This window comes from Methylobacterium sp. 37f (genome assembly GCF_023093475.1).
In the GTDB taxonomy this organism is placed as follows: Bacteria; Pseudomonadota; Alphaproteobacteria; order Rhizobiales; family Beijerinckiaceae; genus Methylobacterium.
Genome location: NZ_JAGHKN010000010.1, coordinates 19,017 through 35,956 on the forward strand (window position 1 = coordinate 19,017; position 16,940 = coordinate 35,956).

The 16,940-nt window shown below is 69.3% G+C and carries 14 protein-coding genes; 10 read left to right on the plus strand and 4 right to left on the minus strand.

Translation table 11 applies throughout. The annotated features are described in order from the left end of the window. Window positions 1–127: 127 nt before the first annotated feature. Window positions 128–2,071, minus strand: a complete 1,944-nt coding sequence (locus J7U37_RS08890) for a GGDEF and EAL domain-containing protein (protein WP_247635488.1) — start codon at window positions 2,069–2,071, stop codon at window positions 128–130. 693 nt (window positions 2,072–2,764) lie between these two features. Between J7U37_RS08890 and J7U37_RS08895 the strand changes: the two genes are divergently transcribed. The 3 genes from J7U37_RS08895 to J7U37_RS08905 are packed head-to-tail and all read left to right on the plus strand — an operon-like array spanning window position 2,765 to window position 5,792. Then, window positions 2,765–3,508, plus strand: a complete 744-nt coding sequence (locus tag J7U37_RS08895; RefSeq protein ID WP_056184171.1) for a (Fe-S)-binding protein — start codon at window positions 2,765–2,767, stop codon at window positions 3,506–3,508. After that, entirely contained in the window at window positions 3,505–5,199 is a 1,695-nt protein-coding gene (locus J7U37_RS08900) for a lactate utilization protein B (protein ID WP_247635489.1), read from the plus strand. The genes J7U37_RS08895 and J7U37_RS08900 overlap by 4 nt, the downstream gene beginning before the upstream one ends. After that, on the plus strand, window positions 5,196–5,792 hold the full coding sequence (locus J7U37_RS08905) for an LUD domain-containing protein (protein ID WP_056184166.1): 597 nt from the start codon (window positions 5,196–5,198) through the stop codon (window positions 5,790–5,792). Before J7U37_RS08900 ends, J7U37_RS08905 begins: the two co-directional genes overlap by 4 nt. A 41-nt stretch (window positions 5,793–5,833) precedes the next feature. Here the strand turns inward: J7U37_RS08905 and J7U37_RS08910 are convergent, their stop codons facing one another. Next, window positions 5,834–6,310, minus strand: coding sequence for a hypothetical protein (locus J7U37_RS08910; protein WP_247635490.1), 477 nt, complete (start codon window positions 6,308–6,310; stop codon window positions 5,834–5,836). 301 nt (window positions 6,311–6,611) lie between these two features. On the opposite strand from J7U37_RS08910, the gene J7U37_RS08915 reads away from it, so the two are divergent. The 5 genes from J7U37_RS08915 to J7U37_RS08935 all read left to right on the plus strand — a co-directional run bounded on the left by J7U37_RS08915 (window position 6,612) and on the right by J7U37_RS08935 (window position 12,790). Then, window positions 6,612–7,472: a transglutaminase family protein gene (locus J7U37_RS08915; protein WP_056184357.1), complete on the plus strand. Its 861-nt coding sequence runs from the start codon at window positions 6,612–6,614 to the stop codon at window positions 7,470–7,472. Between the two features lie 137 nt (window positions 7,473–7,609). Then, window positions 7,610–9,007: an ethanolamine ammonia-lyase subunit EutB gene (locus J7U37_RS08920; protein ID WP_247635491.1), complete on the plus strand. Its 1,398-nt coding sequence runs from the start codon at window positions 7,610–7,612 to the stop codon at window positions 9,005–9,007. After that, window positions 9,004–9,819 (plus strand): ethanolamine ammonia-lyase subunit EutC, encoded by an 816-nt coding sequence (gene eutC, locus J7U37_RS08925; RefSeq protein ID WP_247635492.1) that lies wholly within the window; start codon window positions 9,004–9,006, stop codon window positions 9,817–9,819. The genes J7U37_RS08920 and eutC overlap by 4 nt, the downstream gene beginning before the upstream one ends. Before the next feature lie 354 nt (window positions 9,820–10,173). Next, window positions 10,174–11,904, plus strand: a complete 1,731-nt coding sequence (gene ilvD / locus J7U37_RS08930) for a dihydroxy-acid dehydratase (RefSeq protein ID WP_056184157.1) — start codon at window positions 10,174–10,176, stop codon at window positions 11,902–11,904. 118 nt (window positions 11,905–12,022) lie between these two features. Further along, entirely contained in the window at window positions 12,023–12,790 is a 768-nt protein-coding gene (locus J7U37_RS08935; protein ID WP_200935847.1) for a tetratricopeptide repeat protein, read from the plus strand. Window positions 12,791–12,836: 46 nt separating this feature from the next. Here the strand turns inward: J7U37_RS08935 and J7U37_RS08940 are convergent, their stop codons facing one another. Together J7U37_RS08940 and xth are read right to left on the minus strand one after the other, a co-directional pair. Beyond that, the gene (locus J7U37_RS08940; RefSeq protein WP_056184154.1) at window positions 12,837–13,466 is read right to left on the minus strand and encodes a glutathione S-transferase family protein; all 630 of its coding nucleotides are present in this window, start codon (window positions 13,464–13,466) and stop codon (window positions 12,837–12,839) included. An 82-nt stretch (window positions 13,467–13,548) separates the two neighbouring features. After that, entirely contained in the window at window positions 13,549–14,343 is a 795-nt protein-coding gene (xth, locus tag J7U37_RS08945; RefSeq protein WP_056482173.1) for an exodeoxyribonuclease III, read from the minus strand. A gap of 270 nt (window positions 14,344–14,613) precedes the next feature. On the opposite strand from xth, the gene J7U37_RS08950 reads away from it, so the two are divergent. Next, window positions 14,614–15,318 carry a ceramidase domain-containing protein gene (locus J7U37_RS08950; RefSeq protein ID WP_247635493.1) on the plus strand — a complete coding sequence of 235 codons (705 nt, stop codon included), beginning with the start codon at window positions 14,614–14,616 and terminating at the stop codon, window positions 15,316–15,318. A 169-nt stretch (window positions 15,319–15,487) separates the two neighbouring features. Further along, window positions 15,488–16,810, plus strand: a complete 1,323-nt coding sequence (locus J7U37_RS08955; RefSeq protein ID WP_247635494.1) for a homoserine dehydrogenase — start codon at window positions 15,488–15,490, stop codon at window positions 16,808–16,810. Window positions 16,811–16,940 lie beyond the last annotated feature (130 nt).

Genomic DNA, 16,940 nt, shown 5'->3' on the forward strand with positions numbered 1-16,940 from the left:
AAAATCTAGCCGAAATCTTGCCGGCGGTCCTATTTTCGAACCGGGTTTCCTGTTCTTGGGCCGGCGCTCATCAGGCGGGTCGTCCGACCGGTCACGATTCTGGTCCCGGTCACGGGTGTAGTCCCGCTCACGCTGCGGCCCGGGCGCGGTCGGCCCGGAGGAAGTCCCGGGCGGCCTCGGGGGTGAGGGGCTGGCTGAACAGGAAGCCCTGCACTTCGCTGCAACCCTCGCCGCGGACGCGTTCGAGCTGCTCCGACGTCTCCACCCCCTCGGCCACGATGGCCATGCCGAGGCGGTCGCCGAGGCCGACCACCGCGCGCACGATGGCGGCGGCGTCCGGCTCGGCGATGTCGCGGATGAAGGTGCGGTCGATCTTGATCTCGTCGAACGGGAAGTGGCGCAGGTAGCTCAGCGACGCGTATCCGGTGCCGAAATCATCGAGGGCGATCTTCACGCCCTGCGCCCGCAGGCGGTGCAGCGTCGCCACCGCGGCCTCCGGGTCCTTCATCAGGGCGCTTTCGGTGACTTCGAGCCTGAGCCGGCTGGCCGACAGCCCGGCCGCGTCCAGCGCCTGCCGCACCGCCTGTTCGAGGCCGTCGCGCACCTGCACCGGCGACACGTTGACGGCGACCCGGATCGCCTCGGGCCAGGCCATCGCCTCGCGGCAGGCCTCGGTCAGGGCCCAGCTGCCGAGCGCCACGATCAGGCCGGTCTCCTCGGCCACCGGAATGAACTCGGCGGGCGCGATCACCCCGTGCTCGGGATGGCGCCAGCGCATCAGCGCCTCGCAGCCCGTGACCGTGTCGGTGGCGACGTCGACGACCGGCTGGTAGGCCAGGAAGAAGTCGCCGCGGCGGATCGCCTCTTTCATCTCGAAGGCCAGGCCCTGGCGCCGCGAATGGCGCGCGGCCAGGGCCGGGGCGAAGCGCCGATAGGTATCGCGCCCGAGGGTCTTGGCCTCGTAGAGCGCGATGTCGGCCCGGCGCAGCAGGGCATCGGCGCTGATGCGCTCGCGCCAGGCCAGGGCCGACCCGATGCCGACGCCGACCGCGACGCTCATGCCGTCGATCTCGATCGGCTCGCCGAGGGCCGCGATGATGCGGGCCGCCACCGCGTCGGCTTCCGCGAAACCGGCGGCCTCCTCTCCGAAACCGGCGGCAGCCTGTTCCAAACCGGCGGGACTCTGTTCCAGACCGGCGGGACTCTGTTCCAGACCGGCGGAAGCCTGTTCCAGACCGGCGGGAGCCTGCAGCACCACCGCGAACTCGTCGCCGCCGAGGCGCGCCACGGTGTTGGACGCGCCCGCCGCCCGGCGCAGCCGCTCGGCCACCACGCAGAGCAGGCGGTCGCCGCCCTCGTGGCCGAGGGTGTCGTTGACCACCTTGAAGCCGTCGAGATCGCAGGCCAGCACCACCGCCGGATGCGGGCCGTGCTCGGCCTGCGCCACCGCCTGTTCGAGGCGCTGGCGGAACAGGCGGCGGTTCGGCAGCCCGGTGAGATCGTCGTGCAGGGCCATATGGGCGACCCGCGCCTCGGCCTCGCGCCGATGGGTGATGTCGATCTGGGTGCCGACCGCCCGCAGGGCGAGCCCCTGCGGATCGTGATCGACCACCCGCCCGCGGGTGAGCACCCAGACCGCGCTGCCGTCGCTGCACACCACGCGGTGCTCGCACTCGAAAGCGAGGGTGGCGCCCCGGATGTGCTCGATCATCACCGCGCTCAGGCGGTCGCGGTCGTCCGGATGGATGATGTGCTCCATCGGCTGGCGCGTCTCGACGGTGTCGCCGGCATAGCCGAGCCGGGCGAGCCAGGCCCGCGACACCCAGATCCGCCCGGTGACGAAATCCCAGTCCCAGATCCCCTCGACGCCGCTGTCGAGGGCGAGGGCGAGCCCGTCCTGGCCCGGCCGCATCGGACCTTCCCCGACGCGCGGGGCCGCCTCCGCCTCGCGCCCGAGCAGCCACGCCGACAGCCGCGGCGCCAGGGACCAGGCCGTGCTCATGGGCGGCGCCCTCCCGCGGTCGCTGTCGTCGTCGCGCTCGCCTGCAAAACTCAGGACCCTGCCGGTCATGCCGATGTCCTCGTCGGGTTTCTGGCCGAATTCATCGTTGACGTCGGCGCGCGCTCGGGCGGTCGTCCCGCCCCGCGCAGCGCATGGGGATTGCTGCCAAACGTGCCGCCATCCTGATCCCTCCCGGCAGGAGGACACCTGCAACCCCAGGGGTTTATCCCGGCCATGAATTAAGGGTTCATGAAGCCGGCCAGCTTTTGCGGTCTTTCATTTTGTATTCGAGTGGCCTCAACTTTTTTTGTATAACATATGTCGGACAATTTCCGGAGCCGGGGATGGACATACTTTGATCTATGACAAAAGGGTTTCTGAAAGCCGTCCCGCCGTCGGGGCTTACTGTAGCTCACACAGGAACGTATCGTCACCTTTGATACAGTTCCTGTTCAGCGGGCGAGGACCCGTGTCCGAAGACACGCGACCGATATCGACATCTGAGTTTCCGGGAGCACGACTTGCGACGGACTTGATCTCGGACGAGGCCGCACGACCGGAAGCTGTCCATCCCCACCGTGCGCAGGCGCCGAAGCTCCGTGACCGGGACGGGCGTCTCCACAACGCAGCCCGATGCAGCCGAATGCGCTTTCCCCCGTGGCGCGGGATGGTCTAAACCGGGACCCAGAGTAGAACATTTCCAAGGCGGTCGGCGGCAGGCAATGCCGGGCGCGCGGGGCCAGGATTCATCCAGGACACATCATGCGCATCGGACTGTTCGTGCCGTGCTACGTCGACGCCTTCGAGCCGGAGGTGGGCATCGCCACCCTGGAGCTGCTCGAGCGCTTCGGCCTCGACGTCCAGTATCCCTTCGACCAGACCTGCTGCGGCCAGCCGATGACCAACACCGGCTGCCACGCCGAGGCGGCCGCCACCGAGGCCCTGTTCGTCAAGAATTTCTCCGGGTTCGACTACGTGGTGGCCCCCTCCGGCTCCTGCGTGCATCAGGTGCGCGAGCATCTGACGGCGATTCCGCAGACCGATGCGGTCAAGGCGGTGCGGGCCAAGACCTTCGAGCTGGTCGAGTTCCTGCACGACATCCTCAAGGTCGAGGAATTTCCCTGGGCCGAGTTCCCCCACAAGGTCGGCTACCACGGCAATTGCAACGCGCTCCGGGGTATCCACCACGCCCGCCCGTCCGAGCTGAACGCGCCGTTCTTTTCCAAGCCCCTCGACCTCCTCAAGAAGGTCAAGGGCATCGAGATCGTGGCCCCGGCCCGGCCCGATGAATGCTGCGGCTTCGGCGGCACCTTCTCGGTGTTCGAGCCCGCCGTCTCGGCCAAGATGGGCTACGACAAGGTGGCGGACCACGCCCAGGCCGGGGCCGAATACGTGGTCTCGGCCGATTCCTCCTGCATGATGCACCAGAAGGGCTGCGCCGAACGCCTCGGCGTGCCGCTCAAGTACATCCACATCGCCCGCATCCTGAATGGAGCGACCGCATGAGCGCGTCAGACGAACTCCGTCCCCGTGACGATGCGCGCCGCGACGGCGTGATCCATCCCGAGGTGCTGGCCGGCAGCGACGAGAGCGAGCGGGGCCAGGACGGCCAGCGCCTCCAGCACGCCGAGGGCGCCTCGCGGCCGATCTCGGCCAAGGCCATCTCCCCGAAGGCCCCCCGCGAGCCCCAGCCCCGCGGCGCCAAGATCCGGGGCGACCGGCCGATCGACCAGGCCGAGGCGGCCGAGCGCTTCCTCGCCGCACCGCTGCACCAGAAGGCGCACGACGCCCGGCTCTGGGATTTGCGCACCAAGCGCGACACCGCCGCCTTCGGCATCCCCGAATGGGAGGAGCTGCGCGAGCTGGCCTCGCAGATCAAGACGCACACCCTGGCGAACCTCGACCGCTACCTCGAGCAGTTCGAGGCCCAGGCCAAGGCCAACGGCGTTCACGTGCACTGGGCCGCCGACGGGGCCGAGCACAACCGCATCGTCCACGGCATCCTCAAGGATCACGGCGCGAAATCGCTGATCAAGTCGAAGTCGATGCTCACCGAGGAATGCGGCTTCCGGCACTACATGGCCGGCACCGGCATCGAGGTGATCGAGACCGACCTCGGCGAGCGCATCCAGCAGCTCGACAACGAGGAGCCGAGTCACGTGGTGGTGCCGGCCGTGCACAAGACCCGCTTCGACGTGGCCGAGGTCTTCTCCCGCACCATGGGGACCGACCCCGAGAACGACGACGCCCACTACCTCGCCGAGAGCCAGCGCATGCACACGCGCCCGCTCATCCTGGAGGCGGATGCGGGGCTGACCGGCTGCAACTTCGCCATCGCGGAGACCGGCACGGTGGTGACCTGCACCAACGAGGGCAATGCCGATCTCTCGGGCAACGTCCCGAAGCTTCAGATCCACTCCATCGGCATCGAGAAGCTGATCCCGCGCATCGAGCATCTCGGGGTGTTCCTGCGCCTGCTCTCGCGCTCGGCTCTGGGCTCGCCGATCACCCAGTACACCTCGCATTTCCGCGCGCCCCGCAAGGGCACCGAGATGCACATGGTGCTGGTCGATAACGGCCGCTCCGAGCGCCTCGGCATGGAGGAGTTCTGGACCTCGCTGAAATGCATCCGCTGCGGCGCCTGCATGAACACCTGCCCGGTCTACCGGCGCTCGGGCGGCCTTTCCTACGGCGCCACCTATTCGGGGCCGATCGGGCTGATCATCGACCCGACCTTCAACAAGCGGAAATACTCGACCCTGCCGTTCTCCTCGACGATGAACGGCAGCTGCACCAATGTCTGCCCGGTGAAGATCAACATCCACGAGCAGATCTTCGCCTGGCGGAAGGTCCTGGCGGAAGAACATCAGATCCCGCTCCTGAAGCAGGGCATGATGAAGGCGGCGGGCCAGGTGCTGAGCCGCCCCGCCATCTACCGGGCCGCCATCGGCGCCGCCGATTCCGCCCTCAAGGTGCTGCCGCGCTTCGCCGTCTACAACCCGCTCAACACCTGGGGGAAGGGCCGCGAGATGCCCGAGGCCCCGCGCCAGACCTTCCATGCCTGGTACAAGCAGAACCGCATGGGCAAGGCCGACCCCAAGAGCGCCGATCTCAAGAGCGCCGGCAACAAGAGCGCGGGCAGCAGGAGTTCGGGCAGCAGGAGTTCGGGCAGCAAAATTTCGGACGGTGTGAAATGAGCGTCCGCGAAGCCACCCTCGCGCGCATCCGCCAGAACCGGCCGGCGGGCGACTATCCGCTGCCGGACGTGCCGCTGTTCGCGCCGCTCGTCGGCGACGACCACGTGGCCGAGTTCGGCGAGCGCCTGAAGCGCATGGGCGGCCGGCTGGCCGAGGTGGTCCCGGGCGCCGATCCCTTCGCCAGCGTGCGCGAGCGCCTCGACGGCGCGGCGGTCATCGCCTCGGCCGTCCCGGAGATCGCGGGCAACCGGGACCTGCGCGCCGTGGCCCGGCCGCAGGACCTCGCCGACGTCGACGTCGCCATCGTGCGGGCGGTGTTCGGGGTCGCCGAGACCGGCTCGGTGCTGTTCACGCAAGCCGAGCTGCAGGTGAATGCGGTCGCCTACCTCGCCCAGCACCTGATCGTGCTCCTCGACCCCGCCGACATCCTGGTGAACATCCAGGCGGCCTACCGCCGCCCGGATTTCGCCCGCGCCGATTACGCCGTGCTCCACACCGGCCCCTCGGCCACCGCCGACATCGAGGGCGTGCTGATCCACGGCGCGCAGGGCGTGCGCTCGCTCACGGTGATCCTGGTGCCGCGCCGGGACTGAAGCCTCGTCGCTTTGCGTGCGGCGAGGCTCGATTTGTCGCGTCAGGCCATCGCCATCGCCGTCTGCAATGGGGACGGAACGAGCTTCCGCATCCGCTTGGCCAGATTGGTTGGCGCGTTGCAGATCGTAACCAGACGCCAGACAATCGACCATCCGTCCTCGACCGTCGCCTTGGTGAAGGAGAAATTCGCCTGCGTCGGCTGGCGGACGCCGTTCTGGTCGCTGAGATAGTACTGCCAAACCGAGTAGGGATTCGGCGTCGGCTCAGTGAAGCTCTGGGCGAGGCGATAGAACCCCGCCGGATAGGGAATTCCGGTCCGGCCCGTGAATGGGGCAGGGTGGTATTGGGCGATCGAATTGACGATCTCGTTCTGATCGAACGTGATCTGGGTATAAAAAAAATTCGGATCGGCTTGATACAGGTACTGCATGATGTTGGCGACAGTGTTTCCCTTCGTGTTCGCAAAATCGACTTCGGTGCGGTAGAAAACACCGACGACACTGAATGAAACGCTCATAGACGATTCCTCGCGGCAGCAGTGATCGGCGTCAGGCCACTGCCGGTGCAGCACGACGTTTCCTCATTCGTGTCAGCCAGGAAGGGAGATTCCCGCGAATGCATTGGAGGACACCTTAAGTTGTCTTGATTCGCGCTATTTCGCAACTTGAGATTTACAGTTTTTAAAAAATGTCCAAGAAACGATCGAGATATCGGCACTCGCTCCCGGTCCGATCTCAGAATCCAACCCGCTCGGGCGCTCCCGCAGGCCCGAACCTTGCTATGCTGAGAGATAGGAAACGTCGCCGAAGGAGCGGATGGTGCGCTATCAACTGGGCTGCAATTTATCCTACAACATCCTCTCGGACACGACCTTCATCTTCAATCTTGAAGTGGCGCGCCTGCGCAGCGTCGAGATTCTCAGTGAAAGCTTGACGCTGAGCCCCGACCTCAAGCGCGACATCTACATCACGCCCGACCTTCAGAACCGCTATCTCGGCGTCAACGTCCCGGTCGGGCAGTTCGCGCTGGAATACAACGCCGAGGTCGATCTGACCGTGCACCGGGCCGACCCGGCGACGGTGAACGAGACCCCGATCGCGCAACTGCCCCTCGACATCCTGCCGTTCCTGCTGCCGAGCCGCTTCGTCTCGTCCGACCGGCTGACGCCGTTCGCGCTGGCCGAGTTCGGCGCGCTGCCGAAGGGCCACCAGCGCGTCAACGCGATCTGCAACTGGATTCACGACCACCTGACCTATCAGCCGGGTTCCAGCGACGGCGAGACCACGGCGCATGAGAGCCTGCTGAAGCGGGCCGGCGTCTGCCGCGACTTCGCGCATATCGGCGCCGCCTTCTGCCGGGCGCTCGGCATCCCGGCCCGCTTCGTCAGCTGCTACGCCCACGGCCTCGTGCCGAGCGATTTCCACGCGGTGTTCGAGGCCTATCTCGACGGGCGCTGGTGGCTGTTCGACGCCACACGGCAGGCCGACCTCGACGGGCTGGTGCGCATCGGCGTCGGCCGCGATGCCGCCGAGATCGCGTTCTCGACCCCCTGGGGCAACATGCAGCCGGTCAACCAGCAGATCCGGATCAGCCGCTCGGACGGGCAGGGCAGCCCGCCCCAGCGCACCGTCGACGCAATCTCCACGGAGGAGCCGGCCCCGCACGCGGGCGCGGCCTGAGGCGTCACAGGATGCGGTGATCCCCGGTTCCCCTGCCGGCGGGCGTACCGTACCCCTTGTGGCGAGCGGCGCGGCGCGGCGCATTCGCGGCTGCGTTCGAGGATGCGAATGTCTGTCCTTCAGGAGAGGGTCGAGCCATGGCCTATCGTCACATCGTCGGTCCACGCACCCACGTCTTCGCCGATCTCGCGACCCTGATGGCCAAGGCGACGCCGGTGCGCTCCGGCGACCGGCTCGCCGGCGTGGCGGCGGAATCGGCCGAGGAGGAGATGGCGGCGCGCTGGTGCCTCGCCGACGTGCCCCTGCGCGAGATCCTGGCCCGGCCGCTGATTCCCTACGAGGACGACGACGTCACCCGGCTCATCCTCGACACCCACGACGTGCCGGCCTTCGCGGACATCGCCCATCTCACGGTCGGCGACTTTCGCGAATTCCTGCTCACGGCCACGTCCGAGACCCTGGCGCGGATCGCGCCGGGCATCACCCCGGAAATCGCGGCGGCGGTCAGCAAGATCATGCGCAATCAGGACCTGATCCTGGTGGCGCGCAAGTGCCGGGTGGTCACGCGCTTTCGCAACACCATCGGGCTGCCGGGGCGCCTCGCGGTGCGGCTGCAGCCGAACCACCCCACCGACGATGCCGCCGGCATCACCGCCTCGATCCTCGACGGCCTGTCCTACGGCTGCGGCGACGCGGTGATCGGCCTCAACCCGGCCTCCGATTCGGTCTCGACCTTGAGCGGGCTGCTCCACCTCTTCGACGACCTGATCCGCCGCCTGGAGATCCCGACGCAGGGCTGCATCCTCACCCACGTCACCACCACGATCGAGGCGATGAACCGGGGCCTGCCGGTCGATCTGGTGTTCCAGTCGATCGCCGGCACGCAAGGGGCCAATGCCAGCTTCGGCGTGACCCTGCCGATCCTCCGGGAGGCGCACGAGGCGGCGCTGGCCCTCAAGCGCGGCACAATCGGCGACAACTGCATGTATTTCGAGACCGGGCAGGGCTCGGCCCTCTCGGCCGGCCAGCACCACGGCATCGATCAGCAGACCCTGGAGGCGCGGGCCTACGCGGTGGCGCGCCCGTTCCGGCCGCTGCTCGTCAACACCGTGGTGGGCTTCATCGGGCCGGAATACCTCTACGACGGCAAGGAGATCATCCGGGCCGGGCTGGAGGACCATTTCTGCGGCAAGCTCATGGGCGTGCCGCTGGGAGTGGACGTCTGCTACACCAACCACGCCGAGGCCGACCAGAACGACATGGACACCCTGCTGACCCTGCTGGGGACGGCGGGCTGCAACTTCGTCATGGGCATTCCGGGGGCCGACGACGTCATGCTGAACTACCAGTCGACCTCGTTCCACGACTCGCTCTACCTGCGCGAGGTGCTGGGCCTGAAGCGCGCCCCGGAATTCGAGGCCTGGCTCGCGCAGATCGGGCTCACCGACGCGGACGGCACCCTGCTGCCGGAGGGGCCGAGCGCCCGCCTCATCGCCGCCGCCCCCGGCCTGGGCGATCGGGGGATGGCCGCATGAGCGACGATCACACCACGACGGACGCCGATCCCTGGGCCCGCCTCGCGCGGCTTACCCCAGCCCGCATCGGTCTCGGACGGGTCGGCTCCGGCCTGCCGACCCGCGAGGTGCTGCGCTTCGGCCTCGCCCACGCCCAGGCCCGCGACGCCGTGCACACGCCCCTCGACGGGGAGACGGTCAGGGCCGGCATCGCGGCGCTCGGCTACGACACCCTGGCGCTGGCCTCCGCCGCGCCGGACCGGGCGACCTACCTGCGCCGCCCCGACCTCGGCCGTGCCCTCGGGGACGAGGCGCAGGCCGCTCTCGCGGCCCGGGGCGACGGGCCGGTCGACCTCGCCCTGGTGGTCGCGGACGGGCTCTCGGCGCGGGCGGTGCACGAGGGCGCGGCCAGCTTCCTCGCCGCCTTCCAGTTGCACATCGCGCGCGCCGGCTGGCGCCTCGCCCCCGTCGTGGTGGCGACGCAAGCCCGGGTCGCCCTCGGCGACGGCATCGGCGCCGCGCTGAAAGCCCGCGCCGTGGTGGTGATCATCGGCGAACGGCCCGGCCTGTCCTCGCCGGACAGCCTCGGGCTCTACCTCACCTTCGACCCGCGGGTGGGGCGCTCGGATGCCGAGCGCAACTGCATCTCGAACGTGCGCCCGGCCGGGCTCTCGCACGAACTGGCCGCGTTCAAGCTCGACTGGCTGCTGACCCAGGCCTTCGCCCTGGGGATCTCGGGCGTGTCCCTGAAGGACGGCAGCGGGCCGGCCCTGGAGGCGGCGCCGGACCCGACGAAGCTCGGGCCCGGCCCGACGGGGCAGCCGCCCGCCTGAAGGCCCGGCCAAGCTCCGCCAAGACGCCGGAGCGCGAAAACCGCTGCGGGCGCAGGTTGTTCGGAAGGTTTTCCGCACCAAAGCGTGGCTGTGGCGGGGTCGCAACACCCTGAAAGCATCCCGACTTTGCCTTGGGAGACCCCTTTCGCCGCCGCGATCCCGCCATAAACCGGGACCACCTCAGCAAGCGCGGTAAACGATAGTCCCCCCAACGCTTTACCGCGGAGTTCAGACGCTTTCCGAGAAACGGTCCGGTGGGACCGCGCGCCGTGGGTTTCCCCGGAACGCACCCACCTGTCCGCGGTCGCCCCGAGCTCACCCATGCGGATCAGGCCGGGGCGGCGAGACACCACGATGGACGCGCGTAAAACCGACAAGTCGAAGCTTCCGAGCCGCCATGTCACGGAGGGGCCCGAGCGCGCCCCCCACCGCTCGTACCTCTACGCCATGGGCCTCACCCGCGAGCAGATTCACCAGCCGCTGGTGGGCGTCGCCTCGTGCTGGAACGAGGCCGCGCCCTGCAACATCTCGCTGATGCGCCAGGCGCAGGCGGTCAAGAAGGGCGTCTCGGCCGCCAACGGCACCCCGCGCGAGTTCTGCACCATCACGGTGACGGACGGCATCGCCATGGGCCATGCCGGCATGCGCGCCTCGCTGCCCTCCCGCGAGGTCATCGCCGATTCGGTCGAGCTGACCATGCGGGGCCACGCCTACGACGCCCTCGTGGGGCTGGCCGGCTGCGACAAGTCCCTGCCCGGCATGATGATGTCGATGGTGCGCCTCAACGTGCCGGCGATCTTCATCTATGGCGGCTCGATCCTGCCCGGCTCCTTCCGGGGTCGCCCGGTGACGGTGCAGGACCTGTTCGAGGCCGTCGGCAAGGTCGCGGTCGGCGACATGTCCCTCGACGATCTCGACGAGCTGGAGCAGGTCGCCTGTCCCTCGGCCGGAGCCTGCGGCGCGCAGTTCACCGCCAACACCATGGCGACCGTCTCCGAGGCCATCGGCCTGGCGCTGCCCTATTCGGCCGGCGCCCCGGCGCCCTACGAGATCCGCGACAGATTCTGCATGACCGCGGGCGAGAAGGTGATGGAGCTCATCGCCAAGAACATCCGCCCGCGCGACATCGTCACCCGCAAGAGCCTGGAGAACGCGGCGGCCGCCGTCGCGGCCTCGGGCGGCTCCACCAACGCCGCCCTGCACCTCCCGGCGATCGCCCACGAATGCGGCATCAAGTTCGACCTGTTCGACGTCGCCGAGGTGTTCAAGCGGACGCCCTACATCGCCGACCTGAAGCCGGGCGGGCGCTACGTCGCCAAGGACATGTTCGAGGTCGGCGGCATTCCGCTCCTGCTCAAGACGCTGCTGGATCACGGCTTCCTGCACGGCGACTGCATGACCGTGACCGGCCGCACCATGGCGGAGAACATGGAGAAGGTGCATTGGAACCCGGACCAGGACGTGGTCCGCTCCGCCGCCACGCCCCTGACGCCGACCGGCGGCGTCGTCGGCCTGCGCGGCAACCTCGCCCCCGAGGGCGCCATCGTGAAGGTGGCGGGCATGTCGGAGGACAAGCAGGTCTTCACCGGCCCGGCCCGCGTCTTCGACGGCGAGGAGGCCTGCTTCGAGGCGGTCCAGAAGCGCACCTACCGGGAAGGCGAGGTGCTGGTCATCCGCTACGAGGGTCCGAAGGGCGGCCCCGGCATGCGCGAGATGCTGTCCACCACCGCCGCCCTCTACGGGCAGGGGATGGGCGACAAGGTCGCGCTGATCACCGACGGACGCTTCTCGGGCGCCACCCGCGGCTTCTGCGTCGGCCATGTCGGTCCCGAGGCGGCGATCGGCGGCCCGATCGGCCTGATCCAGGACGGCGACGTCATCACCCTCGACGCCATCAAGGGCACGCTCGACGTGGCCGTGACCGACGAGGAATTCGCCAAGCGCCGGGCCGCCTGGACCCCGCGCACCAACTCGGCCACCTCCGGCTACCTGTGGAAGTACCAGCAGACCGTCGGTCCGGCGGTGAACGGCGCGGTGACCCATCCGGGCGGCGCCGAGGAGACGCACACCTATGCGGACATCTAGGACAGCCCACGGCCGCGCCCTGCGGCCGGTCCGGGCCGCCCGGGATCGGCCGCTGGCGCTGCGCGTCCGTCGGCTCGCGGCGGCGGCGGGGCTCGTGTTCCTCGGCGCCGGTCCGGCGATGGCGCTCGACGCCACCGTGCGGACACCCGTGCCGACCGGCAACTATCGCAGCGCCCGCGAGGCCCTGCGCACGGGCGTGCGCGACTACAATGCCGGCGACAAGGTCGGCGCCGCCCGCGCCCTGGAATATGCCGCCGACCAGGGCCATGCCCTGGCGCTGTGGAAGCTCGGCCGCATGTATGCGGAGGGCGACGGCGTGCCCCACGACGACCTCAAGGCGTTCGAGTTCTTCTCGCGCATCGCCGACGATCCGACCGACGAGGGGCCGGATGCCCAGAACTCGGGCGTGGTCGCGAGCGCCTTCACGGCGCTCGGGGCCTACTTCCTCGACGGGATCAAGGGCACCTACGTGCGCCCGAATCCCGAGCGCGCCTACGACATGTTCAACTATGCCGCCTCGTATTTCGGCGACCCGAACGCGCAGTACAATCTCGGCCGCCTCTACCTCGACGGCACCGGCGTCGACACCGATGCGCGCCAGGCCGCGCGCTGGTTCAACCTCGCCGCCGAGAAGGGTCATGCCCCGGCCCAGGCCCTGCTGGGCCAACTCCTGGTCAACGGCCAGGGCGTACCGGCCCAGCGCGCCCGCGGGCTGATGTGGCTGTCGATGGCCCGCGACGCCGCACAGGGGCGCAAGGACGACTGGATCGTCGCCCTCTACGAGAAGGTCTGGGCCTCGGCGAGCGAGGAGGACCGCGCCGCCGCGATGGAGCAGGCCTCCCAGGCCAGCGCGCAGGTCACCGGCTCGGCCCGCCGCCGCCGCTGACCCGCGCGGGATCGGATGGATCCCGCAGCGAATTCGAGCGGAACCGTCAGTTCGCGCTCGTCCGCGCCGCCAGGGCGGTGACGAAGGACGGCCGCGCCAGGATGGCGTCGACATAGGCCGCCAGCTTGGGCCAGCGCCCGGCATCGACCCGCTCGCCCGCCAGATGCAGGTTGTGGAAACCCGTCACCACCGAGATGTCCGCGATGCTGAAGGCATCACCGACGAGGTAGGGCCCGTCGATCTGCGCCTCCAGGTAATCGTAGATGGGCGGCAGTTCCTCGGTCAGCGCCTTGGTGACGGCGGCCTCGTCGCCGGGCTTGCCCTGCATCTTCGGCTTCACGACCCGGTTGGCGAACGGCTTGATGATCACGTCGAACATCTCGGTGTCGCCGTACTTGTCGAACCAGATCGCGCGGCCGAGCGCCTTGGCGTCGGTCGGGTACAGCGCCGGGCTCGGAACCTTCGCTTCGAGATAAGTCAGGATCGCCGAGGAATCGGCGAGCAGAAAGCCGTCATCGTCGAAAGCCGGGATCTTGCCGAGCGGACTCGCCGCCTGGAAGGCCGGATCCGTGTCGTGGAAGAACAGCGGGATGTGCTCGAAATCCTGGCGCTTCTCGGCCAGGGCGACGAGGACCTTGCGGACGTAGGGCGAATAACCGGTGCCGTAGAGTTTCACGCGGGGGTTTCTCCTGGTGGATGGGGCAGCGTCTGCGCATAGAGACAGCGTAGCCCAACCCCCGGGGGAGCCGTTCGTTCGCTCACGCGTCGGTGAGTTCCACCGTCACCGGTACGTGGTCGGAGGGCTTCTCCAGGCCGCGCAGGTGCTTCTGCACCGAGGCCGAGACCAGCCGGTCGGCGGCCTGAGGCGAGAGCAGCAGGTGGTCGATGCGGATGCCGGCATTCCGGTTCCAGGCGCCGGCCTGGTAGTCCCAGAAGCTGTAGAGGCCCGGCCGCGGATCGCAGGCGCGGACCGCATCCGTGAAGCCCTCGGCCAGGAGGGCGCGGAACGCCGCCCGGCTCTGTGGCAGGAACAGCGCGTCCGCGCGCCAGGCCTCGGGATCGGCGGCGTCCTCGGGCTCCGGGATGACGTTGTAGTCACCGGCCAGGACCAGCGCCTCCTCGGTCTCGCGCAGAGCCCGCGCGTGGGCGCGCAAGCGCTCCAGAAAGCCGAGCTTGTAGGGGTATTTCGGGGTGTCGACCGGGTTGCCGTTCGGCAGGTAGATCGAGGCGACGCGGACCGGCCGCACACCCTCGCCGGAGATCAGCGCCTCGATGTAGCGGGCCTGCTCGTCGGTGTCGTCGCCCGGCAGGCCGCGGCGGATCTCGGACATGGCGAGCGGTGCCCGGACCAGCAGGGCGACTCCGTTATAGGCCTTCTGACCGAGGGTCTCGACCGCGTAACCCGCCGCCTCGATCTCGGCCCGGGGAAAGCCCTCGTCCTGACATTTCAGCTCCTGCAGGCAGACCACGTCCGGCTTGGCGTCGTCGAGGAACCCGACCAGGTGCCCGACGCGCTGCTTGATCGAGTTGACGTTCCAGGTGGCGATCCGCATGGGCAGGGGGTCTCTGAGGGCGTTTGCGCGCGAAGGTCCGTCATCGGGCCTTCGCTTCCGGCTGGCAAGGCTTGAAGCGGGCAAGGCTTGAAGCGGGCAAGGCTTGAAGCGGGCAAGGCTTGAAGCGGGCAAGGCTTGAAGCGGGCAAGGCTTGAAGCGGGCAAGGCTTGAAGCGGGCAAGGCTTGAAGCGGGCAAGGCTTGAGGCGGGCAAGACTCAAGCGCGCAAGGCTCCCGGAGCGCAAGGCTCGAGGCCTGCGATGGAGGGCCGGATGGCCGGGGACTGGTGGGCACCGATCTGCGCCTATTGCGAGCGGTCCGATCCGGGCTTCTGGGCGGAGCCGGTCAACGCCCTGTCGAACGGGGCCTTCCTGGCCGCTTCCGCCGCCGTGGTCTGGCGGATTCGGCGCTCGGAACGCTCCGACGGACCGGCGCTGCTCCTCGGCGCCCTGATGGCGGTGGTGGGCCTGGGCTCGTTCCTGTTTCACACCCTGGCGGTGCGCTGGTCGCTGCTGGCCGACGTGATCCCGATCGCGCTGTTCATCCACGGCTACGTCCTGCTCGTCCTGCGGCGCTTCTTCGGCCTCGGCCTCGCGCCCGCGCTCCTGGCCACCCTGGCCTTCGCGGCCTTCGGCTTCGGCCTGGAGCCGGCCCTCGACGCGCTCACCGGCCGCTCGACGGAGGTGCTCACCAACGGTTCGGTCGCCTACCTTCCGGCCATCCTGGCGCTGGCGGGCGTCGCCGCCGGCCTGCTGCGGCCCCAGGCTTGTGCCCTCGGCCCGGCCCGCGCCGAGGCCGGGCGGGCGCTCCTGTGGATCGCGGCCCTGTTCTGCCTGTCGCTGACCCTCCGCACCCTGGACCGGGCAATCTGCCCGGTCTGGCCGCTGGGCACCCATGCCCTGTGGCATGTCCTGAACGCGGGCGTGCTCTTCGGGCTGACCCTCACCGCCGTCCGCTACCGCCGGCGCGGTGCGTGACCCGCACGGGCGGCGGACCGCCGTTTTGTTGCGCCCCCCGACAATTCGTTGCAGAAGATCGGGCCGCGTCGAGCGCGGCGCACGCATCCGCCGATCGACGCGAGACCCCCGCCGGGTTCACCGCCGGCGCGGCAGGTCCACGGCGCGACAGAGTGACGGACAGACAGCCATGACACAGAGCCTTCGCCTCGGCGTTGCCGGCCTCGGCACCGTGGGCGCCGCCGTCGTCCGCATGGTCGCCCGCCGGGCCGAAGCCCTCGGGCAGACCAGCGGGCGGGCGATTCGCGTCACCGCCGTCTCGTCGCGCGACAAGGGCCGCGACCGGGGCCTCGACCTCGCGGGCGTGACCTGGTTCGACGATCCGGTGGCTTTGGCGCGCTCGGGCGAGGTCGATTGCGTGGTGGAGCTGATCGGGGGTGCCGAAGGCCCGGCCCGGGCCACCGTCGAGGCCGCCCTCGCGGCCGGCAAGCACGTGGTCACCGCCAACAAGGCACTGCTCGCCAAGCACGGCGCGGCCCTGGCCCGGCAGGCCGAGGCGGCGGGCGTGGCCCTGGCCTATGAGGCCTCCGTCGCGGGCGGCATCCCGGTGATCAAGGCCCTGCGCGAGGGCCTGACCGGCAATGCCGTGTCGCGCGTCTACGGAATCATGAACGGCACCTGCAACTACATCCTGACCCGGATGGAGCGCGAGGGCCTGACCTTCGAGGCCTGCCTCAAGGACGCCCAGGCCCTGGGCTATGCCGAAGCCGACCCGACCTTCGATGTCGAGGGCTTCGACACCGCGCACAAGCTCGCCATCCTGACCAGCCTCGCCTTCGGCACCGAAATCGACGCCGAGGGCGTCTCGGTCGAGGGCATCTCGGCGATCCAGCCCCTCGACCTGACCATGGCGGAGGAACTCGGCTACCGGATCAAGCTCCTGGGCGTGGCCCAGGCGGCGGCCGGCGGCATCGAGCAGCGGGTCCACCCGACGATGGTGCCGAAATCCTCCGCCATCGCGCAGGTCATGGGCGTGACCAACGCGGTCACCATCGACGCCGACGCGGTGGGCGAGCTCACCCTGATCGGCCCCGGCGCCGGGGGCGAGGCCACCGCCTCGGCCGTGGTCGCGGATATCACCGACATCGCCGCCGGCACCCGGCGCCCGACCTTCGGGCGGGCCGCGGCCGCCTTGAGTCCGTCGCAGCGCGTCGCCATGCAGCGGCACGAAGGCGGCTACTACATCCGCCTCACCGTGCACGACCGCCCCGGCGTCGCGGCCGGCGTCGCCACCCGCATGGCTGAGCGCGACATCTCGATCGAGAGCATCCTGCAGCGCCGCTCCGAGAGCGCCGCCACGAAGGACCCGCACGGCCGCTCGGGGCAGCCAGTGCCCCTGGTGCTGATCACCTACGCGGCCACCGAGGGCACCATCCGGGCGGCCCTCGATGCCATCGCGCAGGACGGGTTGCTGGCCGAGGCGCCCCAGCTGATCCGGATCGAGCGCGAGTAGCGACGGTTCCGTCCGGTTTGGTACGGTGTGTGGACCCACGACGATAAAGTGCGTGCTCGCGGCGAAACTTCGTGCCTCGATCGCATTTTAGTTCATAAGGAGCGCCCGTAGAGAGGCGCAGGGGCGCGAG

Bases quoted from the DNA above. Each gene is read 5' to 3' on its own strand.
- J7U37_RS08890 (WP_247635488.1), bottom strand. From the start codon at position 2,071: ATGACCGGCAGGGTCCTGAGTTTTGCAGGCGAGCGCGACGACGACAGC.
- J7U37_RS08895 (WP_056184171.1), top strand. From the start codon at position 2,765: ATGCGCATCGGACTGTTCGTGCCGTGCTACGTCGACGCCTTCGAGCCG.
- J7U37_RS08900 (WP_247635489.1), top strand. From the start codon at position 3,505: ATGAGCGCGTCAGACGAACTCCGTCCCCGTGACGATGCGCGCCGCGAC.
- J7U37_RS08905 (WP_056184166.1), top strand. From the start codon at position 5,196: ATGAGCGTCCGCGAAGCCACCCTCGCGCGCATCCGCCAGAACCGGCCG.
- J7U37_RS08910 (WP_247635490.1), bottom strand. From the start codon at position 6,310: ATGAGCGTTTCATTCAGTGTCGTCGGTGTTTTCTACCGCACCGAAGTC.
- J7U37_RS08920 (WP_247635491.1), top strand. From the start codon at position 7,610: ATGGCCTATCGTCACATCGTCGGTCCACGCACCCACGTCTTCGCCGAT.
- eutC (WP_247635492.1), top strand. From the start codon at position 9,004: ATGAGCGACGATCACACCACGACGGACGCCGATCCCTGGGCCCGCCTC.
- ilvD (WP_056184157.1), top strand. From the start codon at position 10,174: ATGGACGCGCGTAAAACCGACAAGTCGAAGCTTCCGAGCCGCCATGTC.
- J7U37_RS08935 (WP_200935847.1), top strand. From the start codon at position 12,023: ATGGCGCTCGACGCCACCGTGCGGACACCCGTGCCGACCGGCAACTAT.
- xth (WP_056482173.1), bottom strand. From the start codon at position 14,343: ATGCGGATCGCCACCTGGAACGTCAACTCGATCAAGCAGCGCGTCGGG.
- J7U37_RS08950 (WP_247635493.1), top strand. From the start codon at position 14,614: ATGGCCGGGGACTGGTGGGCACCGATCTGCGCCTATTGCGAGCGGTCC.
- J7U37_RS08955 (WP_247635494.1), top strand. From the start codon at position 15,488: ATGACACAGAGCCTTCGCCTCGGCGTTGCCGGCCTCGGCACCGTGGGC.